The sequence below is a fragment of the Hartmannibacter diazotrophicus genome (genome assembly GCF_900231165.1).
GTDB lineage: Bacteria > Pseudomonadota > Alphaproteobacteria > Rhizobiales > Pleomorphomonadaceae > Hartmannibacter > Hartmannibacter diazotrophicus.
Genome location: NZ_LT960614.1, coordinates 4,070,284 through 4,094,353 on the forward strand (window position 1 = coordinate 4,070,284; position 24,070 = coordinate 4,094,353).

Here is a 24,070-nt window from a genome sequence, read left to right on the forward strand (position 1 = left end):
AGTGCCATCTTGCGGCCTGCCCGGTCAATCGTCTTTCGGTCGTGACGGATGGAAAAATCTCCGGGCGCCATCATCGGCCGGCCCCAAAAGGCATTTTCCGCCATGGCGCTATCGTCATCCGGAAAGGGGAACGCCGTGCTGTGCGGCAAAGTCGACCACACGGCGGCGAACGACCTCCGCACCTCTTTCGCCGGCCAGAGGATCCAGCATCTCGTCGAGGAGGCTCCGGAAGGGGGCGAGCGTCAGCTCCCGCATCATCGCCTTGACCGGCCCCACCGAGGCCGGCGTCATCGAGATGGAGCGATAGCCGAGACCGGCAAGGATCATCGCCGTCAACGGCTGGCCGGCGAGTTCGCCGCACAGCGCCACCGGCTTTTCGGCTGCCGCCGCCCGCTCGGCAACCAGCCGCAAGGCGCGCAGGAATGCCGGGCTCAGCGGGTCGAACCGGCTCGAGACGGCCGCATTGCCCCGGTCGACGGCCAGCATGAACTGGAACAGGTCGTTGGAACCGACCGAGGCGAAATCCACTTCCCGGAAGAGTTCGTCGAGACAGAAGAGCAGCGAAGGCACCTCGATCATCACGCCGAGTTCGATCTGCGCCGGACGCTCGTAGCCGAAGCGATCGAGATGGGCCAGTTCCTTCTCGACAAGATCGCGGGCCCGGCGGAATTCGTCGATCTCGCTGACCATCGGGAACATGACGCGGACATTGCGCCCCGATGCCGCCTTGAGAAGCGCCCGAAGCTGGGAGCGCAGAAGCGCCGGCCGGTCGAGCCCGAGACGCACGGCTCGCCAGCCGAGCGCCGGATTTTCCTCCGCCGTCGCGCGGATATAGGGCAGCACCTTGTCGCCGCCGATGTCGAGCGTGCGGAAAGTCACCGGACGGTCGCCCGCCGCATCCAGGACGCGCGAATAGAACTGCTGCTGCACCGAAGTTCTCGGAAAATTCGAGGACAGCATGAACTGCAACTCGGTGCGGAAGAGACCGACACCCTCGGCGCCGGATTCGTCGAGATGCGGCATGTCGTAGACAAGGCCGGCATTCATCATCAGCCCGACCCGCACGCCGTCCTTCGTTTCGGCCGGAAAATCGCGAAGCTGCCGGTAGCGCTCCTGCCGCTTGGCGCGGAACTTCACCTTCTCGACGAAGGCCTGCTCGACTTCCGGCGGCGGGCGCAGATGCACCTGCGCCAGCTCGCCGTCGACGATGATCGCATCGCCGTCCTCGGCCAGCGCCACGACGTCCGGCACCTGGGCAACGGCGGCGATGTTGAGGGCCCGGGCCACGATCGCCACGTGGCTGGACGGAGAGCCTTCCTCCAGCACCAGCCCCCGCAGCTTGGTGCGGTCGTAGTCGAGCAGTTCGGCCGGCCCCATGTTGCGCGCGACGAGGATCGAATCCTTGGGCATCTCCTCGCCCTGATGATCCTTGCCGATGAGTTCGCGCAGGAGCCTGAAGGTCAGGTCGTCGAAGTCGTGCAGGCGCTCGCGCAGATAGGGATCGCTCTGGCGCATCATCTTGGCGCGCGTGTCCGACTGCACGCGCTCCACGGCGGCCTCGGCCGTCAGGCCCGAGCGCAGCACCGCCTCCTCCATGCGCCGCACCCAGCCGCGGTCGTAGGCGAACATGCGATAGGCCTCGAGCACGTCGCGGTGCTCGCCGTGATGCGACACCTCGCGCTTGGCCAGCATGTTGTCGACGGATTCGCGCAAGGCCGAAAGCGCCGCTTCGAGACGCTTGATTTCCGCCTCCGGATCCTCGGCAATGAGATTGGTGACGACGACACGGGGCTCGTGCAGCACCACATAGCCAAGCCCGACGCCGTCGGACAGCCCGACACCGCTGAGCGAGACGGGACGGCCGGCCTCCAGCACATTGGGTTCCGGCGACAGCGCGCTGAGCTCGCCCGCAGCGATCATCTCCGCAATCACCATCGCGGTCGTCTGAAGGGCTTCCTCCTCCTCTTCGGAGTAGCTCTTGCGCACCTTGTTCTGGACGACGAGAACGCCCAGCGTCCGCCCTGCCCTCAGGATCGGGACACCGAGGAAGGAATGGTAGATTTCCTCACCCGTTTCAGGCAGATAGGCGAATTCGGGGTGAAGCTGCGCGTCGGGAAGATTGAGCGCCGTGGCGTCTTCGGCGATATGGCCCACGAGGCCCTGTCCGAGACGGAGCCCCGCCTTGTGCACCGAGTCGGGATTGAGACCCTCGGTTGCGTAAAGTTCCAGCACACCGTCGCCGCGGAGCACATAGACCGAGCATACCTCGGCCACCATGTTGGCCGCGATCACCACCACGATCTTGTTGAGCCGGTCCTGCGCGCTGATCGGCTCCGCCATCACCTCGCGGAGACGGCGCAGAAGAACGCGCGGACCAACGAGTGTCCCCCGCATCGTCCGCCTTTCCGCATGCCGGGCGCCTGAGATGGCCCCCTCTTTCTACTAGCCCTGGCAAAGTCAGGGTGCAATTCCCGGTCCACCCCCGGCCCTCGGCCGGTTCGCCCCAGCAAGGCTGCGACTGTCGGTCATACACGCCGCGCCCGTCCGGACCATGTCACCCGACGCGGCACCGACCGACGTTCGCCATTTGCAACCATGAGGGGTAGACCGCGTCCCGCCCGCGCATGTGCGGCCTCACACATGCGGGTCGGGATCAGACCCAGCCAGCGATCAGACCTTGTCCAGTTCGTATAGCGAGTGCAGCGTGCGCACGGCAAGTTCGGTGTACGCCGCGTCGATGAGCACGGAAATCTTGATTTCCGAAGTGGTAATCGCACGGATGTTGATGGACTTTTCCGCCAGCGCCTTGAACGCGCCGGCCGCGACACCGGCGTGGCTGCGCATGCCCATGCCGATGACGGAGACCTTGCACACGTCCGTGGCGCTTTCCAGCGACTCGTATTCGAACTTGTCGGAGGATTTCACCACGCTGATCGCCCGGTCGTAGTCGGCCAGCGGCACGGTGAAGGTGATGTCGGTGAACTTGCCGTCCTGGGAGATATTCTGGACGATCATGTCCACGTTGATGTTGGCTTCGGCGAGCGGGCCGAAGACGGCCGCGGCAACGCCCGGCTTGTCGGCCACGCGCCGCAGCGAGATCTGGGCCTCGTCCTTGGAAAAGGCGATGCCCGTAACGACTTGTTGTTCCACGATTTCGTCCTCGTCGCAAATGAGAGTGCCATAAGGATCGCCATTCGGCATCACCCGCACTGCATTTGGATCCTCGAAGCTGGAGCGTACGAAGGTGCGAACGCCATGCACCATCGCAAGTTCCACCGAACGGACCTGCAGCACCTTGGATCCGAGCGAGGCCATCTCCAGCATCTCCTCGAAGGAGACCTTGTCGAGGCGCCGGGCTTTCGGAACGATGCGCGGGTCCGTGGTATAGACGCCATCGACGTCGGTGTAGATGTCGCAGCGGTCGGCCTTGATGGCCGCAGCAACCGCCACGGCGCTGGTGTCGGAGCCGCCGCGGCCGAGCGTTGAAATCCGGTTGTCCGGCGCAATCCCCTGGAAGCCGGCAATGACCGCGACCTGCCCCTGGCCCGAAATGCGCTCGATCAGCAGCGAACCGTCGATGTCGTCGATCCGTGCCGCACCGTGGGCGCCGTCCGTCTTGATCGGGATCTGCCAGCCCTGCCAGGAGCGCGCATTGACGCCCATGTCCTGCAGGACGATCGCCAGCAACCCGGACGTCACCTGCTCGCCGCTGGCGACCACCGCGTCATATTCGCGTGCGTCATGCAGCAGCGAGGCCGACCGGCACAGCGAAACAAGTTCGTTGGTCTTGCCCGCCATGGCCGAGACCACCACCGCCACCTCGTGCCCGGCATCCACCTCGCGTTTCACATGGGCGGCGACATTGCGGATGCGATCGAGATCGGCGACGGAGGTGCCGCCGAATTTCATGACGAGACGGGCCATAGAACCAGTTCACTGACAGGCGTGATCGGGTCACGCGGGAAACAAGAAGGGGCGAGACACGCCGCCGCGCGCCTCAGATACAGGAACGGCGGCCCTTCTGCAACGTCCCGCGTGTTGCCGGATCATGGCCAAATGTTTCCCTTGACTTCGACGGGCCGCGAGCCGACGTAAACGCCAGACGCAGTGACGCACGAGGGGCCGGGTGATGGCGGAAGCAGCACGGGCATCAACGATCGATCAGGCCGAGGTGGACCATTTCTCGCGGATCGCCGCCGACTGGTGGAATCCGGCCGGCAAGTTCCGCCCGCTGCACAAGTTCAATCCCGTGCGGCTCGGCTATCTCAAGCGTGAGATCTGCACCCATTTCGGCCGCGACGCCAATGCGGTGAAAAGCCTTGCCGGGCTCGACATCCTCGACATCGGCTGCGGCGGCGGCCTGCTCTGCGAGCCGCTTTCGCGTCTTGGCGCCTCCGTCGTCGGCATCGACCCCTCCTCGACCAATATCGAGGTCGCAAAACTCCACGCCGAGCAGTCGGGTCTTGAGATCGACTACCGCGCAACGACGGCGGAAGAGCTTGCCGAGGGCAGCGCCTTCGACGTCGTTCTCGCAATGGAGGTGGTCGAGCATGTTTCGGATGTGCCGGCCTTCCTGGCGACCGCCGCAAGCCTCGTACGGCCCGGCGGCCTGATCGTCGTCTCCACGATCAATCGCACGGCGAAGGCCTTCGCGCTCGCCATCGTCGGCGCCGAATACGTGCTGCGCTGGCTGCCGCGCGGCACCCATTCCTACGACAAGCTGGTGCGCCCGGAGGAGATCGAGGCGCCGCTGCAGGAAGAAGGCTTCATCCTGCTCGACCGCAAGGGCGTCGTCTACGATCCCTTCCGCGATGACTGGAAGGAAGCGAGCGACACCGACGTCAACTACATGGTGCTGGCGACGCGGCCGAGACAGTAACTTTGCCTTGAGTGGTCCGCCCGCGCGGACCTTGACGACGCATGCACCTGATCAGCCCTGCCGCTTGGCCGTCACCTCGATTTCGACCTTCATCTCCTCGCGGATGAGATCGGCGACGATCATCGTTGCCGCGGGACGGACCTCGCCGAAGACGCGCCCGAGTTCGGCGAAGACGTCGCCGACGTACTCCCGGTCGGTGACGATGTAGCGGGCCCGCACCACGTCCGACATGGCAAAGCCGGCTTCCTTCAGGGCGCTCTCGATCGTCAGGAGCGCGTTCATCGTCTGCGTGCCCGCGCTTTCGGGCATCTTCATCGTTGCATAGTCGTAGCCGGTCGTCCCGGAAACGAAACACCAGTCGCCATCGACGACGGCGCGCGAATAGCCCGCCGCCTTTTCAAAGGGCGAGCCGGACGAAATCAGTTTACGGGTCGATGTTTCGGTCATGATCGCGTCCCCGGGAGCCGCTTGAGACGAAAAAGCCGGCGATCCTGCAACCACCGGCTTCAACTATAGCACGAATAATCGTGACGCTCAGACTCGGGGCTCAGGCCCAGGGATGGACGTCGGCGAGCTTGGTTTCGTAGGACGCGATGGCGGCCTCCTTCTCCAGCGTCAGGCCGATGTCGTCGAGGCCGTTGAGCAGGCAGTGCTTCTTGAACGCGTCGATCTCGAAGTGGATCTCGCCGCCGTCGGGGCCCTTGATCGTCTGGCTCTGCAGGTCGACGGTCAGCGTCGCGTTGGAGCCGCGCTCGGCGTCGTCCATCAGCAGCTTGAGCTGCTCGGGCGTCACGACGATCGGCAGGATGCCGTTCTTGAAACAGTTGTTGTAGAAAATGTCGGCGAAGGACGTGGAGATCACGCAGCGGATGCCGAAGTCGAGCAGTGCCCACGGCGCATGCTCGCGCGAGGAGCCGCAGCCGAAATTGTCGCCGGCGACCAGGATCTGCGCCTTTTCATAGGCCGGCTTGTTGAGAATGAAGCTTTCATTCTTCGAGCCGTCGTCGTTGTAGCGCATTTCAGAGAACAGGCCCGTGCCGAGGCCGGTCCTCTTGATCGTCTTCAGATACTGCTTGGGAATGATCATGTCGGTGTCGACATTGACGATCGGCAGCGGGGCGGCAACGCCGGTGAGGGTGGTGAACTTTTCCATCTGTCGTAACCGTTGGAGTTTGGTTGCGTCCGCCTGAAGCCGGGCAGGAACTCGGGATGAATTCAGGCGGCGGCGGACTGGCGATGACCGATGAGACCCGTTGCCGGATCGGCACCGATCATCAGGTTGAGGTTCTGGACGGCGGCGCCGGACGCGCCCTTGCCGAGGTTGTCATAGAGGACCGCAAGCAGAACCTGTTCGCGCATGTCGTTGCCGAAAACATGGATCTGCATGGAATTGGTGCCGTTGAGCGAGCGCGGATCGAGCCCCGCGACTTTGTCTGCGGTCGACAGCGGACCCACGCTGACGAACGTCTCGCCGGCGTAGCGGTCCTGCAGGACCGCATGGACGTCCGTCGAGGCGACATGCCCAGGAAGGTTCCACAACTGCAACGGAATGAAGGTCAGCATGCCTTGCGCGAAATTGCCGACCGACGGCTGGAACAGCGGATCGTGCTCCAGCTTGGCGTAGGCCTTCATTTCCGGCAGATGCTTGTGGTTGAGGCGCAGGCCATAGGGGATGAACGGCACCTGATCGGAGGCGTTCTCGTAATCCTCGATCATCTGGCGTCCGCCGCCGCTGTAGCCGGAGATGCCGTTATAGGTCAGCGGGAAATCGGCCGGCAGCAGGCTTGCCTCGACAAGCGGCCGCACGCAAGCGATCAGACCCTGCGGCCAGCAGCCCGGATTGGCGACCCGCTTGGAGGCGGCGATCGTCTCGCCATGCCCCGGCGCCATTTCCGCAAATCCGTACTCCCAGCCATCCGAAACGCGGTGGGCGGTCGAGGCATCGATGACCCGCGTGTCGGGGTTCTCGATCATGGACACCGATTCGCGCGCCGCATCGTCCGGCAGGCAGAGGATGGCAACATCGGCTTCGTTGAGCAGCCGCGCCCGCGCGGCCGGGTTCTTGCGCTCCGACGCGTCGATCGTCAGAAGCGTGATATCGGAGCGGCTGGAGAGGCGCTCACGTATCTGCAAGCCGGTTGTCCCGGCTTCGCCGTCGATGAAGATCTTGTGCATGGTTCGTCTTTCCCGCGAGGCGTCCCCGCAGCTTTTCAGTTCCAGGGGCCGGGCTCTCATAACACCTGAGAACGACAGTGTCATGTAGATGCCGCATCAGCGTCATACAGATGCCGCCTCAGGCGTTCGATTCACCCCGCCGCCGCTTCGATACTCTCCATATCCTCGTCGGACAGGCCAAAGTGATGTCCGATTTCGTGCACCAGAACATGGCTTACGATATCGCCGAGCGTCTCGTCATGATCCGTCCAGTAGTCGAGGATCGGACGACGATAAAGCCAGATGCGGTTCGGCATCTGCCCGGTCGACGGCGAGGCGCCGTCCTGCGCGATACCGACCCCGACAAAAAGGCCGAGCAATTCGAAGGGATCCTCGATGTCGAGGTCGTCCAGCGCCTCGTCATCGGCGAAATCGGCGACGCGAATCTCGATGTCGCCCGTCAGTCGCCTGAACTCGCCGGGAAGCCGATCATACGCCATGCGGGCCAGATGGTCGAACACGCCAAGGTCCGGGGCGCGAGCCCCGTGCCAGCCTTCCGCCCCGACACCATCGTCAAGGTCCTGCAGCATTACCACAACACCCTCCTTTTTGGTCGCTGTTATGGTGTTTTTCACAGCTCTTCGCAATATCGCTCATCGCGGTCTTGTCTTGTCGGCGAATGCGATTTCAAATTGCCCAAGCGCCACGGATTCGGAGCCCTCCATGCCCAGGCTGTTCACGGCGGTCGAAATTCCGCGAGACATTGCCATGCAGCTTTCGCTGCTCCGCGGAGGTCTTCATGGGGCCCGCTGGATCGACCCGGAAAACTTCCATGTGACCCTGCGCTTCATCGGCGACATCGACGACCGGACCGCCGATGAGGTCGCCGACGCGCTCGACCGCGTCAACCGGCGCTCCTTCACCCTGCAAATCCGGGGGCTCGACGCCTTTTCGAGCCGGGGACCCCATGCCCTCATCGCCAGCATCGAGCCGACCGCATCGCTTCTGGAGTTGCAGGCCGAGCAGGAGCGACTGATGCAGCGGCTCGGTCTGAAACCGGAGCCGCGCCGCTTCCACCCCCACGTCACGCTCGCGCGGTTGCGCGGCACGACCTCCTCGGAGGTCGCGGACTGGCTGGCGATGCGCGGCGACTATCGGCTTCCCGCCTTCGAGGTCTCGCGTTTCGTGCTTTATTCCTCGCGCTCCAGCGTCGGCGGCGGTCCCTATCTCGTCGAGGAAGCCTACCCGCTCGCCGCCTGAGCCCCGCGATCCGCCCGAGCCAAGCGATCCGGCAATCGCCGGTCAGGCGCCATAGAGCTTGCGCACAATCTCGCGCGCGCCCTCGCGGCAAAGGTCCGCCACCGCGGCAAAATCCTGCGCCGAACCATAGTAGGGATCGGGCACATCCTGCATGTGGCCGAAGGCAAGCTCGCGAAACAGGCGGATCGACGCGGCGCTCTCGGCCGGGGCGAGAGACTGAAGATCGGCGAGATTGTTGCGATCCATCGCCAGCATGAGATCGAAGCGCTCGAAGTCGGCGGGCGTCACCTTGCGGGCCCGCTGCAGGGAAATGTCGATCCCCAGTTGTCCGGCGGCGCGGATCGAGCGCGAATCCGGCGGATCGCCTGCGTGCCAGCCACCCGTGCCCGCCGAATCGATCTCGACCGTTTCGGCAAGTCCCACCTCGTCCAGAGCCATCCGCAAGAACCCCTCCCCGAGGGGCGAGCGGCAGATGTTGCCAAGGCAGACGACGATGATTGATCGGGGGGACGCGCTCATGAGCTCTCCTTTTGCCGCAATGCTCTGCTTTTGGAACATCCTCGGTCAGCGAGCAACTCTTGTGATCGCGCGGACAATGCGCATCTATCAGTATTGGAGACTGTATCCGGAACGGACAACGTCGTCCGGCGGCCGGGTGCGGAGACAATCGCGGGGAGTGACGGGGGCATGCCTCCAACCAAGCATTTCGACAATCCGGAGATTCTCGGGCCCGAGAGGCTCGGCTCGCAGGAACAGCAGGAAGCGCGCGTGCGCAAGAATTTCTGGCGCGTGCTGAAACGGGCCGGACGGTCCATTCCGTTTGTCGACGAGGTGGTGGCCGCCTATTACTGCGCCCTCGACCCCGAGACGCCGGTGCGGGTTCGCGTGATGCTCATGGGAGCGCTCGCCTACTTCGTTCTGCCCGTCGATGCCGTGCCAGACTTCCTGGCCCTTGTCGGCTTCACCGATGACGTCACGGTGCTTGCCGCGACGATTGCCATGGTCCGCGGCCATATCACGGCCAAGCACCGGGACAAGGCGCACGAGGCCCTGAAAGACTGAAGGCGCCTATGGTCCGGGCGCAATGACGATCTTTCCCAGAACCTTGCGGTCGGCGATCATCGCCATCGCCTCACCGATCCGTTCCAGCGGCAGGCGCGCATGGATATGCGGCTTCAGGCGGCCGGCCGCCACATGATCGAGGATTTCCTCCGTGTTGCGGCGATGCCCTTCGGGATCGATCTCGATCCACCGCCCCCAGAAGACGCCGAGAACGTCGATACCCTTCAGCAGCACGAGGTTGAGCGGCAGCTTCGGGATGTTGCCGGCGGCAAAGCCGACGACGAGATAGCGCCCGCCCCATCCCGTCGCCCGCACCGCCGGTTCCGTCAGATCGCCGCCGACCGCGTCATAGACGACATCGACCCCGGCGCCGACCGTGAGATCCTTCAGCCGCTCTTTGAGATCCTCGGTCGAGGTGTTGATCGTCTCGGCGGCGCCGTTCGCCCGGGCAAAGGCGCATTTTTCCTCCGAGGAGGCGCAGGCGATCACCCTCGCCCCCATGAGATGACCAAGCTCAACGGCGGACTGCCCCGCGCCGCCGGCAGCCCCGAGCACGCAAAGCGTCTCGCCGGCTTTCAGCTTCGCCCGGTCCTTCAGCGCATGCAGCGTCGTGCCATAGGTGATGAAGGTCGTCGCCGCGACGTCGAACTCGACGCCATCGGGCAGCCGGACGGCCTGGGTGGCCGGTATGGCGATCTGCTCGCGCGCCGCGCCCCATTTGATATAGGCCGCGATTCTGTCGCCCACTTTGAACTCATCGACCCGCGCACCGACGGCGACAACCGTGCCGGCAAACTCGCCGCAAGGAGAGAACGGCCGCTGCGGACGATACTGGTACCGGTCGTTGATAATCAGCGTGTCAAAGAAATTGAGGCTCGCCGCCCTGACGTCGACAACGACCTCGCCGGGGCCCGCGACGGGCGCCTCGATCTCGGCAAGTTCAAGCGCGTCCGGCCCGCCGGGGTGCGTCGAAAGCACGGCCTTCATGATCCCTCCTCGCTGCGCATTTCCGGGGTTTTACACCTCCGGCGACGCATTTCCGTGGTCTGCGGTCATCTGGCAGGAGGGGCCACGTCCAGGCAATGGGGAGGATGGACGCAGGCGGTGCGCCAGGCAGCGATTGTTGCCCGGCGACAACGAATGGCACATCGATTTAGCCGGCCTTTCCACCGTTGCGCCTCATTCTTGCCGGATTTGAGAACAAGCGTGCGGCCGATTTCGCAAACCGTCCTCGGGACATAGAACGTCCGGATCCGGTATCCCCAATGCCGGCCGCTTCATTCAGCCGTTGTTCAGCCACTGGAATTCATGATCATTCCTCAACGGTTTGGTAACCGGACATTAGCGATAATTGCAGATGGCAATTCCATCAGGTCAGGCATCCGCTGTCTGGCTGACTCTTGGCAAACTCTAGCGAACCGGTGGAAGACTATGAACGGACGCACGCTAGCAGCGGCACTCATCATGCTCGTCGGCGCGGCGACGACCGCAAACGCACAGACCCCGACCCTGCTGACGCAGGAGGGCGACTGGGCCGCCTATGGCTATACGGCCAACGGCGGAAAGGTTTGCTACATCATTTCGCAGCCCAAGGACCTTCAGCCGAAAGGCGTCAATCGCGATCCGGTCTACATGTTCGTGACCAATCGTCCGAAGGAGAATGTCCGTCACGAGGTGAGCGTCATCACGGGCTATCCCTACAAGGAAGGCTCCAAGACGACGATCAAGATTGGGTCCGACACCTTCGTCCTCTTCACCAAGGACGACGGCGCCTGGGTTGAAAACGCCGCCGAGGAGGCCCGTCTCATCGGATCGATGAAGGCCGGCTCGGACATGGTGGTGACCGGAACGTCGCGGCGCGGAACCGTCACGACGGATACCTACTCCCTGAAGGGCGTCACGGCGACGATGAATCGCATCGATTCGGAGTGCAAGTGACCCGGGAAACAAGCAGGGCTGCCTTGCGGCCCTCCCCCTTGGGCCACCGCGAATAATCCTGTATAAGGGCCGCAATGAAACAGTCGACGGCGAAGGTGGAATGCCTTCGGCCGTCGTTTCGTTTGTGCCGCCCCGTCCGCGATCCTTCTGTCCGCCTCTCCTTTCGGAGCGTGCGCGATGACGCGAGACCAGGGGCCAGACCCAGGAATGCCCCAAGACGTGTCCGCGAGCCTCGACCTTTCCCATGCCGCCCATGCGGCAAGATCTGCCGCCGCCGAGAAACCGAATCTCATCGGCCTCTCCCGCGAGGCGCTCGGACTTGCCCTGAAGGACGCCGGCCTGCCGGAACGGCAGATCCGCATGCGCGTCGCCCAGCTCTGGCACTGGATGTATGTACGCGGCGTCAGCGACTTCGCGTCGATGACCAACGTCTCCAAGGACCTGCGCACCGAGCTTGAGGGACGCTTCACGCTGGCCCGTCCCGAGATCGTCGCCGAGCAGGTCTCCAATGACGGCACGCGCAAGTGGCTGATGAAATTTCCCCCGCGCGGCGCGGGCCGCCCGGTCGAGATCGAGACGGTCTATATTCCCGAGGAAGGCCGCGGCACGCTCTGCATTTCCAGCCAGGTTGGCTGCACCCTCACCTGCTCCTTCTGCCACACCGGCACCCAGAAGCTGGTGCGCAACCTGACGTCCGAGGAGATCCTCGCCCAGCTTCTCGTCGCCCGCGATCGGCTTGGCGACTATCCCGAAATCAAGGGCACCGACACGCCGAGGAAGCCCACCGAAGCCATGGTGCCGAGCGAGGGCCGGCTCGTGTCCAACATCGTCATGATGGGCATGGGCGAGCCGCTCTATAATTTCGACAACGTCAAGGACGCGCTGCTGATTGCCGCCGATGGCGACGGCCTGTCGCTGTCGAAGCGCCGCATCACACTGTCCACCTCCGGCGTCGTGCCGATGATCCCGAAGGCCGGCGACGAGATCGGCGTGATGCTGGCGATCTCGCTCCACGCCGTGCGCGACGACCTGCGTGACGAACTCGTGCCGCTGAACAAGAAGTTCCCGATCAAGGACCTGCTTGACGCCTGCCGCGCCTATCCGGGCCTGTCCAACGCCAAGCGCATCACCTTCGAATACGTGATGCTGAAGGGCGTCAACGACAACCCGGCCGACGCGCGCGAACTCGTTCGGCTCCTGCGCGGCATTCCGGCCAAGATCAACCTCATCCCCTTCAATCCCTGGCCGGGCAGCCCCTATGAGTGCTCGGAATGGGATGCGATCGAGCGCTTCGCCGACATCGTCAACCACGCCGGCTATGCCTCGCCGATCCGCACCCCGCGCGGCCGCGACATTCTCGCCGCCTGCGGCCAGCTGAAATCGGAGACCGAGCGCATGCGCGTCAAGGATCGCCGCGCGCTGGAGGCCGCCGAAGCGGCAGGCGCCGCGCCGAGCCAGGAAGATCTGGCGATGCGGGCGATGGTCTCCGGTCTCGGCGACTGAGGCCCATCCATGCACATCATCGGACGCCTCTTTGCCGCAGCGATCGGCTTCATCGTCGCGGTGATCGTCGCGGCGCTCTTCCTGCTTGCCGCCGAAGTCGGCCTTCAGCCGCAATCCACCCGTGACGCGGACTGGTTCTACGCCATGTTCACGGTCTCCAGCATCGTGACGGCCGCCGGCATCGGCGCCTTTGTGACGGTTCCGGCTTCGGTCGTGATCCTGGTGACGGAATTCTTTGCACTGCGTTCGTGGGTGATCTACGCCGCAGCCGGCGGCGCCATGGGCTTTGCCGCCTCGAAGGGCGTCGTGCTCGTCTCCGGGCAGGAATCGACGACGGGCTTCGACGCGACGGTCCTGATGGCAACCGGCTTCGTCGCCGGGCTTGCCTATTGGCTCGTCGCCGGACGCATGGCCGGCTTCTTCCCCTCACCGCGCGAAGAAAATCCCGACCGGCAGGGCTGACGCGCTCAACTGCGTCCCTGCGTCATCACGAGCTTGACCGCGAAGGCCGCCATCACGCCGGCAAAGCCGAAATCGAAACCCCGCAGGAATTTCGGCGACGACTTTAGGAATGTGGAAATCCGGTCGGCCCCGAGGATCATCGGAATGGTCAACGGGATCGAGATGCCAATGAACCAGAGGCCGAGGAAGAACAGCTTGCCCATCGCGTGCGGGTCCGCCGGGCTGACGAACTGCGGCAGGAAGGTCACGAAGAAGATGATGATCTTCGGGTTGAGCAGGTTGATGCCGATCGCCTTCAGGAAGACACGGGCGAGCGGCTCTGATTTCCGGCCTTCCCTGTCGAGCGAGAAGGCGCTGCCGTGCCGGATGGCGCCGAGCGCCAGCCAGAGCAGATAGAGACAGCCGGCCACCTTCAGCACCGTGAAAGCCGTCGCCGACGCGGCCAGCAGCGCCGACAGGCCGACCGCGGCCAGCGTGCTGTGGACGACGAGGCCCGCCGAAGCGCCGATGAAGGCCGCAAAGCCGGCCGCACGCCCCGCCATGACGGTCCGGCTGAGATAGAAGGTCATGTCCGGGCCCGGCGTCAGCGTCAGGAAGACGGCGGCAAGCGTGAAACCGACGAGGATGGAGAGATCGGGCAGGAAGGTCATGATGGTCGGCGCGATTAGCTGTTAGGAAAATTCGGCGCACGAGACCATTTCGCCGACGGGAAGGCAACCCGATTCAAAGCCTGTCGATCAAATCGTCTCCCCGCATGTCATGGCCCGCTTGGAGAACGGCAGTCAGACGCCGCCCCTACTCCTTCTCGTGACAGGCAACGCAGAGCTTGTTGCCATCGGGATCGCGAAAATAGGCGCCGTAATAGTTGGCGTGATACTGCGGCCTCAGCCCCGGCGCGCCTTCGCTCGTGCCGCCATGGTCGAGGGCTGCCCGGTAGCACAGATCGACGAGGGATCGCCGCTCCGCCAGAAGGGCCGTCATCGGGCCGTTGCCCGGAGACGCCGGCTGGCCGTCGAAGGGCTTGCCGACGATGAAAAGCGGCCGCGCAACGCCCGGCCTCTGCCAGATCGCCCATTGCTCCGGATCGTGAAATCTGAGGACGAGCCCGAGCGGGTCCAGAAGCGCCGAGTAAAACGGGAAGCTGCGCGCGAGATCGTTGGTGCCGAGATGGATATGCGAGAACAAGCGTCTTCTCCGTTTCTGCCTGCCTGACTTGCATTTGACAGGCCGATGCTGACATAGGAGGCGGCGAAGACAAACGCGATCCTTTCCAGCCGGACGAGGTCATTCTTGAAGCGGATCAGACAGCAGGCGGTCGCCAGCATGGCCGAACGGCCGATCCTTTGGCTGGCCGTTGCGACGACGGTTCTGAGCCTCGTCTTCGTCCTATTTCCAGAAATCGACCTTGCCGCCTCGCGCCTCTTCTACGTCGACGGCGAGGGCTTCCCGGTCTCCGGCATTGCCTTCTTCTCCTCGCTTCGCCGTCTCGGACAGGCTGTCACCCGCGCCATGGTCATCGTGCCGCTCGTCGCCCTGCTCGTGCCGTTTCTTTTTTCCGGCGCCCGCTTCCTGCTGTCGGCGAAGTCGGCTCTCTTCCTGCTTCTCTCCATGGCCGTCGGACCGGGATTCATTGTCAACGTGGTCCTCAAGGGCGAATGGGGCCGTGCCCGCCCGCGCGAGATCACCGAATTCGGCGGCACCTTCGACTTCAGCCGGGCCTGGGAGATCGTGCACTACTGCCAGTCGAACTGCTCCTTCGTCTCGGCGGAGGCCGCCGCTTCCATGCAGGTGATGGCGCTGGCGCTGATCTGTCCGCCGGCCTGGCGGCGGAGCGTCGCCATCGGTGCCTTCGCCTTCGCGCTGGTCATGTCGGTCAACCGCATGGCCTTCGGCGGCCACTTTCTGTCCGACGTCACCATCGCCTGGCTGTTGACGCTCTGGGTGATGTTCGCGGTCCACCGCCTCCTCTACGTCAAGACGCCCCTGCTGACGGACGAAGCGATTGCCGGAAGCCTCGGGCGCGCTGGCGACCATATGAAACGCGCACTTGGCCGCTTCTGGTGCGCCCTCGACGATCTCCTGCAGAAATTCAAATGAAAAGGGCGGCCAGTGGCCGCCCTTGAAGCACATTTTGCGATCGACCCGTCAGGCCGCGCCGACCTGGATGGTCTTGCTCTTCTCGGAGCGCTTGCGCTCGTTCGGATCGAGATAGGTCTTGCGCAGACGGATCGACTTCGGCGTCACCTCGACAAGTTCGTCGTCCTCGATCCACGACAGCGCCTTTTCCAGCGTCATCTGGATCGGCGGCGTGAGACGAACGGCCTCGTCCTTGGACGTCGAGCGAACGTTGGAGAGCTTCTTGCCCTTGAGCACGTTCACTTCCAGGTCGTTCTCGCGGTTGTGCTCGCCGACGATCATGCCCTGGTAGACCTTCCAGCCCGGCTCGATCATCATCGGGCCGCGATCTTCCAGGTTCCAGAGCGCGTAGGCGACGGCCTCGCCGGAATCGTTGGAGATGAGCACGCCATTGCGCCGGCCCGCGATCTCGCCCTTGTAGGGGGCGTATTCGTGGAAGAGCCGGTTCATGATCGCCGTGCCGCGCGTGTCGGTCAGAAGCTCCGACTGATAGCCGATGAGGCCGCGCGTCGGTGCGTAGAAGACCAGTCGCTGGCGGTTGCCGCCGGAGGGACGCATCTCGACCATGTCGGCGCGGCGCTCGGACATCTTCTGCACGACGACCGAGGAAAACTCCTCGTCGACGTCGATCACGACTTCCTCGATCGGCTCCAGCATCTGGCCGGTGGCCTCGTCTTCCTTGTAGACGACACGCGGGCGAGACACGGCGATCTCGAAGCCCTCGCGACGCATGGTCTCGATGAGGACCGAAAGCTGAAGCTCGCCGCGCCCGGAGACGAAGAAGGAATCCTTGTCGGCCGATTCCTCGATCTTCAGCGCCACGTTGCCCTCGGCCTCGCGCAGGAGACGATCGCGGATGACGCGGCTCGTCACCTTGTCGCCCTCGGTGCCGGCCAGCGGCGAATCGTTGACGATGAAGGACATGGTGACCGTCGGCGGATCGATCGGCTGAGCCGGCATGGCCGTATCCACCGAAAGGTCGCAGAAGGTATCGGCGACGGTGCCCTTCGAAAGACCGGCGATCGCCACGATGTCGCCCGCCTCGCCAAGCTCGATCGGCTGGCGTTCGATGCCGCGGAAGGCGAGAATCTTGGAAACGCGGCCCTGCTCGACGACGGAACCGTCCTGCGCCAGCACCTTGATGGACTGGTTCGGCTTGATCGTGCCGGCGGTGATGCGGCCCGTGATCATGCGTCCGAGGAAGGGATTGGCCTCCAGCAGCGTGCCGATCATCTTGAAGGGCGCGCCTTCCTCGACGGTCGGCTTCGGCACATGGCGCAGCACGAGGTCGAAGAGGGGCTTCATGCCGTCTTCCGGAGAGCCGTCCGGGCTTTCCGCCATCCAGCCGTTGCGGCCCGAGCCGTAAAGGATCGGGAAATCGAGCTGTTCGTCGGTGGCGTCGAGGTTGGCGAAGAGATCGAAGACCTCATCCACGACCTCGTGAATGCGGGCGTCGTGGCGATCGACCTTGTTGATCGCGACGATCGGCTTCAGGCCGACCTTGAGCGCCTTGCCAACGACGAATTTCGTCTGCGGCATCGGGCCCTCGGCGGCGTCGACGAGAACGATGGCGCCGTCCACCATGTTCAGGATGCGCTCCACCTCGCCGCCGAAGTCGGCGTGGCCGGGGGTGTCGACGATGTTGATGCGCGTGTCGCCCCAGACGACCGAGGTCGCCTTGGCGAGGATCGTGATGCCGCGCTCCTTTTCCAGATCGTTGGAATCCATCACGCGCTCGGCGACGCGCTGGTTCTCGCGGTAGGAGCCCGACTGTTTCAGGAGTTCGTCAACCAGCGTTGTCTTGCCGTGGTCGACGTGCGCGATGATTGCAATATTTCGAAGAGCCATATCTCACCTGAGTGGGCGGTTCGGGAGGAGAACCTGCCATCGTTGCGGCGCACTATACGAATCGATTGGCGCGGAGCAAGAAAAACCGGGCTGGCTGCGCCAATTCGGCGTCAAATCCACAATGATGCATTGGTGCTATGCGAGAAATGCATGACGTGAGCGGGCTTTTGTGCCATGTCAAAGACAAATGCCGACAAATGGATCATTGCAGTTGGCGATGACATTTTAAGGAAAGCGCCAGACACCGAATGCCCATGAAGCTCTCTTCACAGCCGCTCGGCTTCCTTTTTGTCGATGTCGCCCGCCTCTTCCGGCGCAGTTTCGAGCAGGCACTTGCGGAAGCCGGCCTTGGTCTGACGTCGGGCGAAGCGCGGACCCTTGCCCGGTGCGGCCGCTACAAGTCGGTCGGCGGCATCCGGCAGGCGGTTCTGGCCGACGTCATGAGCGTCGAACCGATGACCCTCGTCGGCTATCTGGACCGCCTGGAGAAGGCCGGGCTCGTCGGACGCTTTCCCGACCCGAGCGACCGCCGCGCCAAGCTGGTGCGGGTGCTTCCCAAGGGCGAGCCGGTTCTGCGGCGCGTGGAGGAGATCGGCCAGAAGGTCCGTCTCAGCGCCATCGAAGGCCTCTCGCCAGACCAGATCGAAACCCTTCAGGACGCCCTGGAGCACATCTGCGACCGGCTCAGCGTCTACGACGCGGGCAAGTGATCGAAGAGATCTCGGCGCCTGCACGGGCATTGTCCTGACTTGACGCACGCTCCCTCATTCATTTAATAAGTTTTCCTGATAATCTCAGCGAAACGTCAGACGTCCTCGGCCTGCTCGGCACACGTCCGCGAGCCGGCAGGGCGCCGTCTTGTGAACGGGACCGGGGCAAGCCGCTTCCAGGGAGAGATCAGGTGACAAGCAGCGCGGCAGAAGGCCTTCCGGCCCTTCTCTCCGAACGGCGAGCCGCCGTCATCGGCGCCTTGCTTGTTGCCCTCGGGCCCGTGTCGATGGCGCTCTACACGCCGGCGATGCCGGCGCTCGTCACCGCCTTCGGCACCACGCTCGCCACGGTGAAGCTCAGCCTGACGGTCTATTTCGCCGGCTTCGCCTTCGCCCAGTTGCTGGTGGGGCCTCTCTCCGATGCCTTCGGGCGCCGGCCCACCGGCTTCGGGTTCATGGGTCTTTATCTCGGCGGCAGTCTTCTCGCCCTCTTCGCCCCGAGCGTGGAGGTGCTGATCGCGGCCCGGCTGGTGCAGGGCATCGGCGCCGCGGCGGGCGTCGCGCTGTCCCGCGCCATCGTGCGCGACCTCTTTACCGGCCAGCAGTCGGCCCGGACCATGAACCTCATCGGCATTTTCCTCGCGATCGGGCCCGCCATCGCCCCGACGATCGGCGGCGTCATCCTGGTCACGGTCGGCTGGCACGCCATCTTCGCCGTGATGGTGCTCTACGGCATCGCGCTCGTTTCGATGCTTCTCTACGTCCTGCCGGAAACCAATCTTTCCCGCACGCGCGGAGCCGCAAGACCCGGCACCCTCGTGACCAACTATCGCATGCTGCTCGCAGACAGCCGCTTCCTGCGCCCGGTGCTGGTGCTCGGCGGCACCGTTGGCGGCATCTATGCCATCGCCACCATGCTGCCATTCCTGCTGATCGACATCGTCGGCCTGACCCCGATGGAATTCGGCGTCGGGATGCTGGCCCAGACCGGGGCCTTCATTCTCGGCGGCATCGTCACCAAGCATCTGCTGCGCCGCCATGACGCCTCAGCTCTGGTGCTGCCCGGCCTTGCCATCAGCCTTGCCGGCGGCCTTGGCCTTGCGATCGGCCTGCGCGTCCTGCCGCCGAGCTACCTGGCCGTCATGGGGCCGGTGGCGGTCTTCGCCTTCTCCATTGCGATGATCATGCCGGCGCTGACCACCGACGCCCTGGCGCCCTTCCCCGCGCACGCCGGCTCGGCGGCAGCTCTGATGGGCTTCGCCCAGATGGGCGGAGGCCTCCTCGGCAGCGCCATTGCGGCGGTGCTCGACGACACCGTCACGGCAATGGCGAGCGTGCTGCCGAGCATGATCGTTTTTGCATGCTTCATGCAATTCTTGATTGGCCGACGCGGCTGAACCGCAACGTCCGCACAAATTGAGGAAGGGCACCCGGCGCTGCCGCCGGATGCCCTCCCGTTTGTCGTTTCGCGATAAAGCCTCAGGCCTTCTTCGGATCGAGGTCGATCGACCAGAGGGTGTCGCCGGCGACATCCTTGAGCGCGACGGTCATCACTTCGCTGTCGGCGGCGATGTTCACCTGGCCGAAGAACTGCAGGCCCATGGCCGGCGACAGGTTCTGGCCCTGCTCGGCGGTCGGCGCCTTCACATACTTCAGCTCGGGACCGAAGGTCTGGTCGAGTTCGCCCGGGCCGAACGTGCCGGCGTGGAGCGGGCCGGACACGAACTCCCAGAAGGGGTCGAAGTCCTGGAAGGCCGCCTTTTCCGGGTTGTAGTAATGCGCCGCCGTGTAGTGGACGTCGGCCGTCAGCCACACGGTGTTGGCGATCGTCTCGTCCTTGATGAACTTCAGCAGATCGGCGAACTCCAGCTCGCGGCCGAGCGGCTTGCCCGGCTCGTTGTTGGAGACCGCCTCGAAGCCCTTCTGTGCGTTGAAATTGTCCCAGACGACGAGAGCGAGCGGCATGTCGGCGGCAATGATCTTCCAGGTCGCCTTGGAGGCCTTGAGCTCGCGCTTCAGCCAGGCACGCTGGTCGTCGCCGAGGAACCTGGAGTTCTCGTTGATCTCGGTCTCCAGGTTGTCGCCGTTCGGCCCGCGATAGGTGCGCATGTCGAGGAAGAAGACGTCGAGCATCGGACCGTAGGCAACCTTGCGGTAAACCCGCTGCGGCTCGTCCAGGCTGGTCGCGATCGGCATCATCTCGTGGAAGGCGCGTGCGGCGTTGGCGGCGAGCTGGAAGACCGACCGCTCGGCGTAGCGCTCGTCGAGCTGCTTGGAGGCCGACCAGTTGTTGGAGACCTCGTGGTCGTCCCACTGCGTCAGCATCGGGATCGCCGCGTTGTGCGCCTGCACGTTGCGGTCCATCATGTTGTAGTGATACTGGCCGCGGAATTCGCCAAGCGTCTCGGCCACCTTGGCCTTGGCCTCCGTGACGACGTTCTTCCACTTGGTGCCGTCCGCAAGGTCCACTTCCTCCTTGATTGGGCCGTCGGCATAGATGTTGTCGCCCGAATGGATGAAGAAGTCCGGCCGGGTCTTCAGCATGGTGTCGTAGATCTTCATGCCACCGCGGGCCTCGTCGATGCCCCAGCCCTGACCGACCGTGTCGCCCGACCAGGTGAAGACGATATCGCGCTTCTGCGTCGGCGCCGTCTTGAAGTAGCCGACAATCGGCTCGGACACCGTATTGATGTCGCTGAGGTCGGCGAGCGTCGCGCGCCAGAAGATGTCCTGGTCGGAGGGCAGGCCCGTCGCGAGAATCTTGACCGCGTGATCGGTTTCGGGAAGGGCATCGAGCGCCGGCAGGCGGTGAACGTCGGCAAAGCTTTCCGTCGTCGACCATTCGATGAAGGCCTTGGACGGACGGTCCGCGCGAACCCACATCACGCCGCGGTCGGCAGCGATGTCGCCGGACTGCACGCCGTTCGGGAACTGCGGCCGGGTCGCGGCGCGCGAATAGGCCGGAAGCGCGAGCCCGCCGCCAAGGGCGAGCGAGGCGGTTGCGGCGGAGCGAAGCAGAGAACGGCGGGTCATGCCGTCGGAGATGCGAATGGCCATTTTGGACCTCCTCCAGGTTGGATAGGCACTATCCCTTAGGAGGTCGTCGTGACGGGCCAATTGCAGGCCGGTGACGGAGGCATGAACAGTCGGCGAAGTATACCGGGCCCCTCGCCCCCTCGCTCAGGCTCTCGACCAGGGGCCGGCTTCGGCCGCCTTGCCGCCATGCCAGTCGGCCGCATCCAGCATCATCAGTTCGGAAATATTCTCCTGGCTGAGATAGCCGGCGAGCCGCTCGTCGGCCCCGTTGACGCCGAGGAAGGGCGCGCCCTTTTCCTGCATCAGCCGGATCGCGACCTCCAGCTTCTGACTGGAAAGGACGATCGGCACCTCGCGCATCATCACGTCGATCACCGGCGTCGCCGGGCCCGAACTCTTCATCGCCGAAATCATCGCATCGCGCGTGAGAAAGCCGCGCAGCCGCCCGGAGCCGTCGACAACGGGAAACTCGCGCTGCGGCGTCGCAAGCAGGGCGTCCGCCGCCATATCGACCGTGGCGTTGGTCGGCAGGCTCTCGAAGCGGCTGATCATGGCGTCGGCAACGCGCAGCTTCCGGGCCCGCTCCATGAGGCCCACCTGTCCGGCCTCCGAGGTCGCGGCAAGGAAGACGAAAATGGCGATGAAGACGAGAATGGCGTTGCCGGTGAAGAGGCCAACTGCACCGAAGACGAAGGCCAGCCCCTGCCCGATCGTCGCGGCCAGTTCCGTGGCCTTGCGCCGGCCGAGCTTCAGGGCGAGCACCGCCCGCAAGACGCGCCCGCCGTCCATCGGGAAGGCAGGAATGAGGTTGAAAAGGACGAGAATGATGTTCACCGCCATCAGGCGGTCGGCGAAGGTCAGATTTGTCGAGGCGAAATCGTTGATGGTTGCCGGATCGGTATGGGCACCGAAGAGGTAGAGGAACGCGGCGATCACCACGTTCACCATCGGGCCGGCAATCGCGATGACGATCTCCTCCGACGGCTTTTCCGGCAGCTTGGAAAGACGCGCCAGTCCGCCGATGGGCAAGAGCGTGATGTCCGGCGTCGTGATGCCATAGCGCCGGGCGGCCACCGCGTGGCCGAGTTCATGCAGCGTGACGCAGGCAAAGACCGCCACGACGAAGACAACGCTGTCGAGCGCCACCGACGCCCCGCCCGTGGCATAGCCCGCAGCCCCGATCCAGGCGAGCAGGATCAGGAAGGTCAGATGGATGCGGATTTCCGATCCGAAGACGCGGCCGAGAGGAATGGACCAGGACATGAGGGACGAGCTCCTTGTGGGTGTCTCCCTCTGTCATATCTGGGAGTTCGAAGGTCAAAGCGGTAGCCCGAAAGGCCGCCTGAACGAATGATCTCCGTCAATTCGGCCAATCTTCGGCTCCGGCACCCCACTGGTCCCGCACGCACGTCGACGCCGAAGGACCGTCAGGCACGTCTGACGCCAAGGAGCCCCGGCACCGAATGCCACAGCGCCTGGAGCGCAAAACCGATGAAAAGGAGCCCCGAGGCCCGCACGATGGCGAGCTCGTGGGCGCGGTAGAAGCGGCGCACGAGCGGAGCGCCGATGAAGGCGATCAGCAGCACGTAGCCGGAGAGGAACCCCACGGCGGCCGCGACGAGAAGCGGCGGCAGGCTGAGAAAGTTGAGCGAATCCGCAGCCCCGCCGATCAGCGCCGTGAAGGTGGCGAGCGCCACCGGATAACCCTTGGGGTTGGTGAGGCCGAAGACGAGGCCGCGCCGCAGCGGGCGGGCGACGACCAGCATCGGCTCCTCCCCGGACCGGCGCCGCGCCGTGAGGGCATTCCAGCCGATCCAGCCGAGGTAGAGGCCGCAGACCGCGCCGAGCACGTCGAAGACCGCCTCGCCGATCACCCGTGCCCCGACGATGGCAACGAGTGCCAGCGAGGCCCAGACGATGTCGCCGGCAAAATGCCCGGCGATGAAATGCGCCCCGGCGCGGCGGCCTTGCGCCGCTCCGATACCGAGCAGAGCAAGGAATGCGGGACCGGGAATGACGATATAGAGAAAGGCGGCCGTGAAGGCCGAGACATAGAGGGCGGCGGGCATCGAGGCTCTCGGAAGCGGGAGGACTGGCGCAGAGTGCCACGACGCACGTCCGCCGGCAATCGGCGACGCCAAGCTCGCCAGCCATCGAAGGCGCCTGAATCGGCCCTTTGTGGAGAGCCGCCAGGACCACGGGTGGAGCAAATTCAAGGCGGGAGCCGAATCGTCAGGCGGAACAAAAAACTTTTCCGACCTTGTTTTTGACAAGAAAGGAGCCTATTTAAGAAACCTGATCGTATTTGTTGAGCTTGCTGTATGCGCTTTCGGGTGCCTTGACGTCTTTCCTCTCAAAATTCGATCCTACCCGCTTGGCAAATAACAATTTGCCAAAGCAATTCTCCATGTTCGATTGAAAGGAAATCGTCATGAACACTGGAACCGTCAAGTTTTTCAACACCACCAAGGGCTATGGCTTCATTCAGCCAGACAACGGCGCTCCGGACGTTTTCGTCCACATCTCGGCCGTTGAGCGCGCCGGTCTCGGCACCATCGTCGAAGGCCAGAAGCTGAGCTTCGACGTCGTCAAGGACGCCCGCTCCGGCAAGAGCGCTGCAGACAACCTCCAGGCTGCCTAATCGGCAACCGCTTCCGTGACCGCGGATGTACCGGCACGGAACGCAGCGAGGACTGAAAGGCCGGGCATCAAAACCCGGCCTTTTTCTTTTTCTCCAGTATGGAGGCGACGGACATGAACAAGTCCATCACCAAAGACAACCTGTTCCCGCCGAAGCGGCAGAAGGCCGAAACCAAGGCCGACATCACCGATCAGGCGGCACGGGCCATCATCCAGGAAGAGGCCGACAAGCGAAACGCCAAGACCGAGCGTCTGCGCGAGGCCCGTCTCGCCATGGAGGCCGAGCAGGCCAAGGACCCCCCGGTCAAGAAGAAGCGGGCAAAGCAGCCGGCGGGCTGAACCCGGTCGCGGCCGTTGCCGCCCCGGCAGAACGCATGAAAAAAGCGCAAAATCCGGAGATTCCGCGCTTTTCCAGAACAGTCGGCCAGAACAGTCGAATGGA

Annotated in this window: 25 protein-coding genes; 11 read left to right on the forward strand and 14 right to left on the reverse strand. The window is 64.2% G+C overall.

Annotated elements, in window-relative coordinates; genetic code table 11:
• Positions 1-114: 114 nt before the first annotated feature.
• A complete protein-coding gene (gene ptsP, locus HDIA_RS18960) occupies positions 115-2,394 on the reverse strand; it encodes a phosphoenolpyruvate--protein phosphotransferase (RefSeq protein WP_099557587.1) in 2,280 nt (759 codons plus the stop codon).
• A 276-nt stretch (positions 2,395-2,670) separates the two neighbouring features.
• Positions 2,671-3,924: an aspartate kinase gene (locus tag HDIA_RS18965; RefSeq protein ID WP_099557588.1), complete on the reverse strand. Its 1,254-nt coding sequence runs from the start codon at positions 3,922-3,924 to the stop codon at positions 2,671-2,673.
• Positions 3,925-4,129: 205 nt separating this feature from the next.
• Between HDIA_RS18965 and ubiG the strand changes: the two genes are divergently transcribed.
• A complete protein-coding gene (gene ubiG, locus HDIA_RS18970) occupies positions 4,130-4,879 on the forward strand; it encodes a bifunctional 2-polyprenyl-6-hydroxyphenol methylase/3-demethylubiquinol 3-O-methyltransferase UbiG (protein WP_099557589.1) in 750 nt (249 codons plus the stop codon).
• Between the two features lie 51 nt (positions 4,880-4,930).
• On the opposite strand, the gene HDIA_RS18975 is transcribed toward ubiG, so the two are convergent.
• From HDIA_RS18975 to HDIA_RS18990, 4 genes are all read right to left on the reverse strand, one after another.
• Positions 4,931-5,326, reverse strand: a complete 396-nt coding sequence (locus HDIA_RS18975) for a RidA family protein (RefSeq protein WP_099557590.1) — start codon at positions 5,324-5,326, stop codon at positions 4,931-4,933.
• A gap of 100 nt (positions 5,327-5,426) precedes the next feature.
• Positions 5,427-6,032, reverse strand: coding sequence for a 3-isopropylmalate dehydratase small subunit (gene leuD, locus HDIA_RS18980; RefSeq protein WP_099557591.1), 606 nt, complete (start codon positions 6,030-6,032; stop codon positions 5,427-5,429).
• 62 nt (positions 6,033-6,094) lie between these two features.
• On the reverse strand, positions 6,095-7,054 hold the full coding sequence (gene argC, locus HDIA_RS18985) for an N-acetyl-gamma-glutamyl-phosphate reductase (RefSeq protein ID WP_099557592.1): 960 nt from the start codon (positions 7,052-7,054) through the stop codon (positions 6,095-6,097).
• 131 nt (positions 7,055-7,185) lie between these two features.
• On the reverse strand, positions 7,186-7,623 hold the full coding sequence (locus HDIA_RS18990; RefSeq protein WP_099557593.1) for a metallopeptidase family protein: 438 nt from the start codon (positions 7,621-7,623) through the stop codon (positions 7,186-7,188).
• Positions 7,624-7,756: 133 nt separating this feature from the next.
• Between HDIA_RS18990 and thpR the strand changes: the two genes are divergently transcribed.
• Positions 7,757-8,293: an RNA 2',3'-cyclic phosphodiesterase gene (thpR, locus tag HDIA_RS18995; protein ID WP_099557594.1), complete on the forward strand. Its 537-nt coding sequence runs from the start codon at positions 7,757-7,759 to the stop codon at positions 8,291-8,293.
• A gap of 42 nt (positions 8,294-8,335) precedes the next feature.
• Here the strand turns inward: thpR and HDIA_RS19000 are convergent, their stop codons facing one another.
• Positions 8,336-8,812 carry a low molecular weight protein-tyrosine-phosphatase gene (locus HDIA_RS19000; RefSeq protein WP_099557595.1) on the reverse strand — a complete coding sequence of 159 codons (477 nt, stop codon included), beginning with the start codon at positions 8,810-8,812 and terminating at the stop codon, positions 8,336-8,338.
• A gap of 168 nt (positions 8,813-8,980) precedes the next feature.
• Here HDIA_RS19000 and HDIA_RS19005 point away from each other — a divergent pair, with 168 nt between their 5' ends.
• On the forward strand, positions 8,981-9,355 hold the full coding sequence (locus tag HDIA_RS19005; protein ID WP_099557596.1) for a YkvA family protein: 375 nt from the start codon (positions 8,981-8,983) through the stop codon (positions 9,353-9,355).
• Positions 9,356-9,361: 6 nt separating this feature from the next.
• On the opposite strand, the gene HDIA_RS19010 is transcribed toward HDIA_RS19005, so the two are convergent.
• Positions 9,362-10,342, reverse strand: a complete 981-nt coding sequence (locus tag HDIA_RS19010) for an NADPH:quinone oxidoreductase family protein (RefSeq protein ID WP_099557597.1) — start codon at positions 10,340-10,342, stop codon at positions 9,362-9,364.
• A 444-nt stretch (positions 10,343-10,786) separates the two neighbouring features.
• Here HDIA_RS19010 and HDIA_RS19015 point away from each other — a divergent pair, with 444 nt between their 5' ends.
• From HDIA_RS19015 to HDIA_RS19025, 3 genes are all read left to right on the forward strand, one after another.
• The gene (locus HDIA_RS19015; protein ID WP_245883971.1) at positions 10,787-11,293 is read left to right on the forward strand and encodes an invasion associated locus B family protein; all 507 of its coding nucleotides are present in this window, start codon (positions 10,787-10,789) and stop codon (positions 11,291-11,293) included.
• Between the two features lie 207 nt (positions 11,294-11,500).
• Positions 11,501-12,796 carry a dual-specificity RNA methyltransferase RlmN gene (gene rlmN / locus HDIA_RS19020; protein WP_099557598.1) on the forward strand — a complete coding sequence of 432 codons (1,296 nt, stop codon included), beginning with the start codon at positions 11,501-11,503 and terminating at the stop codon, positions 12,794-12,796.
• 9 nt (positions 12,797-12,805) lie between these two features.
• Positions 12,806-13,258, forward strand: a complete 453-nt coding sequence (locus HDIA_RS19025; RefSeq protein WP_099557599.1) for a hypothetical protein — start codon at positions 12,806-12,808, stop codon at positions 13,256-13,258.
• A gap of 5 nt (positions 13,259-13,263) precedes the next feature.
• On the opposite strand, the gene HDIA_RS19030 is transcribed toward HDIA_RS19025, so the two are convergent.
• Together HDIA_RS19030 and HDIA_RS19035 are read right to left on the reverse strand one after the other, a co-directional pair.
• Entirely contained in the window at positions 13,264-13,908 is a 645-nt protein-coding gene (locus tag HDIA_RS19030; RefSeq protein ID WP_099557600.1) for a LysE family translocator, read from the reverse strand.
• 145 nt (positions 13,909-14,053) lie between these two features.
• Positions 14,054-14,443: a VOC family protein gene (locus HDIA_RS19035; RefSeq protein WP_099557601.1), complete on the reverse strand. Its 390-nt coding sequence runs from the start codon at positions 14,441-14,443 to the stop codon at positions 14,054-14,056.
• A gap of 105 nt (positions 14,444-14,548) precedes the next feature.
• Here HDIA_RS19035 and HDIA_RS19040 point away from each other — a divergent pair, with 105 nt between their 5' ends.
• Complete coding sequence (locus HDIA_RS19040; RefSeq protein WP_099557602.1) at positions 14,549-15,355, forward strand: phosphatase PAP2 family protein; 807 nt, start codon at positions 14,549-14,551, stop codon at positions 15,353-15,355.
• 48 nt (positions 15,356-15,403) lie between these two features.
• Here HDIA_RS19040 and typA read toward each other — a convergent pair whose 3' ends face one another.
• Positions 15,404-17,242 carry a translational GTPase TypA gene (gene typA / locus HDIA_RS19045; protein WP_099557603.1) on the reverse strand — a complete coding sequence of 613 codons (1,839 nt, stop codon included), beginning with the start codon at positions 17,240-17,242 and terminating at the stop codon, positions 15,404-15,406.
• Positions 17,243-17,496: 254 nt separating this feature from the next.
• Between typA and HDIA_RS19050 the strand changes: the two genes are divergently transcribed.
• Positions 17,497-17,952 carry a MarR family winged helix-turn-helix transcriptional regulator gene (locus tag HDIA_RS19050; RefSeq protein WP_245883972.1) on the forward strand — a complete coding sequence of 152 codons (456 nt, stop codon included), beginning with the start codon at positions 17,497-17,499 and terminating at the stop codon, positions 17,950-17,952.
• Positions 17,953-18,143: 191 nt separating this feature from the next.
• Positions 18,144-19,349: a multidrug effflux MFS transporter gene (locus tag HDIA_RS19055; RefSeq protein ID WP_245883974.1), complete on the forward strand. Its 1,206-nt coding sequence runs from the start codon at positions 18,144-18,146 to the stop codon at positions 19,347-19,349.
• An 82-nt stretch (positions 19,350-19,431) separates the two neighbouring features.
• Here HDIA_RS19055 and HDIA_RS19060 read toward each other — a convergent pair whose 3' ends face one another.
• From HDIA_RS19060 to HDIA_RS19070, 3 genes are all read right to left on the reverse strand, one after another.
• Positions 19,432-21,009, reverse strand: coding sequence for an alkaline phosphatase D family protein (locus HDIA_RS19060; protein ID WP_099557605.1), 1,578 nt, complete (start codon positions 21,007-21,009; stop codon positions 19,432-19,434).
• A 123-nt stretch (positions 21,010-21,132) separates the two neighbouring features.
• Entirely contained in the window at positions 21,133-22,251 is a 1,119-nt protein-coding gene (locus tag HDIA_RS19065) for a site-2 protease family protein (protein WP_099557606.1), read from the reverse strand.
• A 164-nt stretch (positions 22,252-22,415) separates the two neighbouring features.
• Complete coding sequence (locus tag HDIA_RS19070) at positions 22,416-23,057, reverse strand: LysE family translocator (protein WP_099557607.1); 642 nt, start codon at positions 23,055-23,057, stop codon at positions 22,416-22,418.
• A gap of 362 nt (positions 23,058-23,419) precedes the next feature.
• Between HDIA_RS19070 and HDIA_RS19075 the strand changes: the two genes are divergently transcribed.
• Entirely contained in the window at positions 23,420-23,629 is a 210-nt protein-coding gene (locus HDIA_RS19075; RefSeq protein ID WP_099557608.1) for a cold-shock protein, read from the forward strand.
• A 113-nt stretch (positions 23,630-23,742) separates the two neighbouring features.
• Positions 23,743-23,967, forward strand: a complete 225-nt coding sequence (locus HDIA_RS19080) for a hypothetical protein (protein ID WP_099559013.1) — start codon at positions 23,743-23,745, stop codon at positions 23,965-23,967.
• Positions 23,968-24,070: the final 103 nt, after the last annotated feature.

What these genes read in the sequence shown, in the direction of transcription:
- typA (WP_099557603.1), bottom strand. Translation starts at nt 17,242, where the DNA reads ATGGCTCTTCGAAATATTGCAATCATCGCGCACGTCGACCACGGCAAG.
- HDIA_RS19075 (WP_099557608.1), top strand. Translation starts at nt 23,420, where the DNA reads ATGAACACTGGAACCGTCAAGTTTTTCAACACCACCAAGGGCTATGGC.
- HDIA_RS19005 (WP_099557596.1), top strand. Translation starts at nt 8,981, where the DNA reads ATGCCTCCAACCAAGCATTTCGACAATCCGGAGATTCTCGGGCCCGAG.
- HDIA_RS19030 (WP_099557600.1), bottom strand. Translation starts at nt 13,908, where the DNA reads ATGACCTTCCTGCCCGATCTCTCCATCCTCGTCGGTTTCACGCTTGCC.
- HDIA_RS19050 (WP_245883972.1), top strand. Translation starts at nt 17,497, where the DNA reads ATGAAGCTCTCTTCACAGCCGCTCGGCTTCCTTTTTGTCGATGTCGCC.
- HDIA_RS18975 (WP_099557590.1), bottom strand. Translation starts at nt 5,326, where the DNA reads ATGACCGAAACATCGACCCGTAAACTGATTTCGTCCGGCTCGCCCTTT.
- HDIA_RS19015 (WP_245883971.1), top strand. Translation starts at nt 10,787, where the DNA reads ATGAACGGACGCACGCTAGCAGCGGCACTCATCATGCTCGTCGGCGCG.
- leuD (WP_099557591.1), bottom strand. Translation starts at nt 6,032, where the DNA reads ATGGAAAAGTTCACCACCCTCACCGGCGTTGCCGCCCCGCTGCCGATC.
- HDIA_RS18990 (WP_099557593.1), bottom strand. Translation starts at nt 7,623, where the DNA reads ATGCTGCAGGACCTTGACGATGGTGTCGGGGCGGAAGGCTGGCACGGG.
- HDIA_RS19025 (WP_099557599.1), top strand. Translation starts at nt 12,806, where the DNA reads ATGCACATCATCGGACGCCTCTTTGCCGCAGCGATCGGCTTCATCGTC.
- ptsP (WP_099557587.1), bottom strand. Translation starts at nt 2,394, where the DNA reads ATGCGGGGGACACTCGTTGGTCCGCGCGTTCTTCTGCGCCGTCTCCGC.
- HDIA_RS19070 (WP_099557607.1), bottom strand. Translation starts at nt 23,057, where the DNA reads ATGCCCGCCGCCCTCTATGTCTCGGCCTTCACGGCCGCCTTTCTCTAT.
- thpR (WP_099557594.1), top strand. Translation starts at nt 7,757, where the DNA reads ATGCCCAGGCTGTTCACGGCGGTCGAAATTCCGCGAGACATTGCCATG.
- HDIA_RS19065 (WP_099557606.1), bottom strand. Translation starts at nt 22,251, where the DNA reads ATGTCCTGGTCCATTCCTCTCGGCCGCGTCTTCGGATCGGAAATCCGC.
- HDIA_RS18965 (WP_099557588.1), bottom strand. Translation starts at nt 3,924, where the DNA reads ATGGCCCGTCTCGTCATGAAATTCGGCGGCACCTCCGTCGCCGATCTC.
- HDIA_RS19000 (WP_099557595.1), bottom strand. Translation starts at nt 8,812, where the DNA reads ATGAGCGCGTCCCCCCGATCAATCATCGTCGTCTGCCTTGGCAACATC.
- rlmN (WP_099557598.1), top strand. Translation starts at nt 11,501, where the DNA reads ATGCCCCAAGACGTGTCCGCGAGCCTCGACCTTTCCCATGCCGCCCAT.
- HDIA_RS19010 (WP_099557597.1), bottom strand. Translation starts at nt 10,342, where the DNA reads ATGAAGGCCGTGCTTTCGACGCACCCCGGCGGGCCGGACGCGCTTGAA.
- argC (WP_099557592.1), bottom strand. Translation starts at nt 7,054, where the DNA reads ATGCACAAGATCTTCATCGACGGCGAAGCCGGGACAACCGGCTTGCAG.
- ubiG (WP_099557589.1), top strand. Translation starts at nt 4,130, where the DNA reads ATGGCGGAAGCAGCACGGGCATCAACGATCGATCAGGCCGAGGTGGAC.
- HDIA_RS19080 (WP_099559013.1), top strand. Translation starts at nt 23,743, where the DNA reads ATGAACAAGTCCATCACCAAAGACAACCTGTTCCCGCCGAAGCGGCAG.
- HDIA_RS19060 (WP_099557605.1), bottom strand. Translation starts at nt 21,009, where the DNA reads ATGGCCATTCGCATCTCCGACGGCATGACCCGCCGTTCTCTGCTTCGC.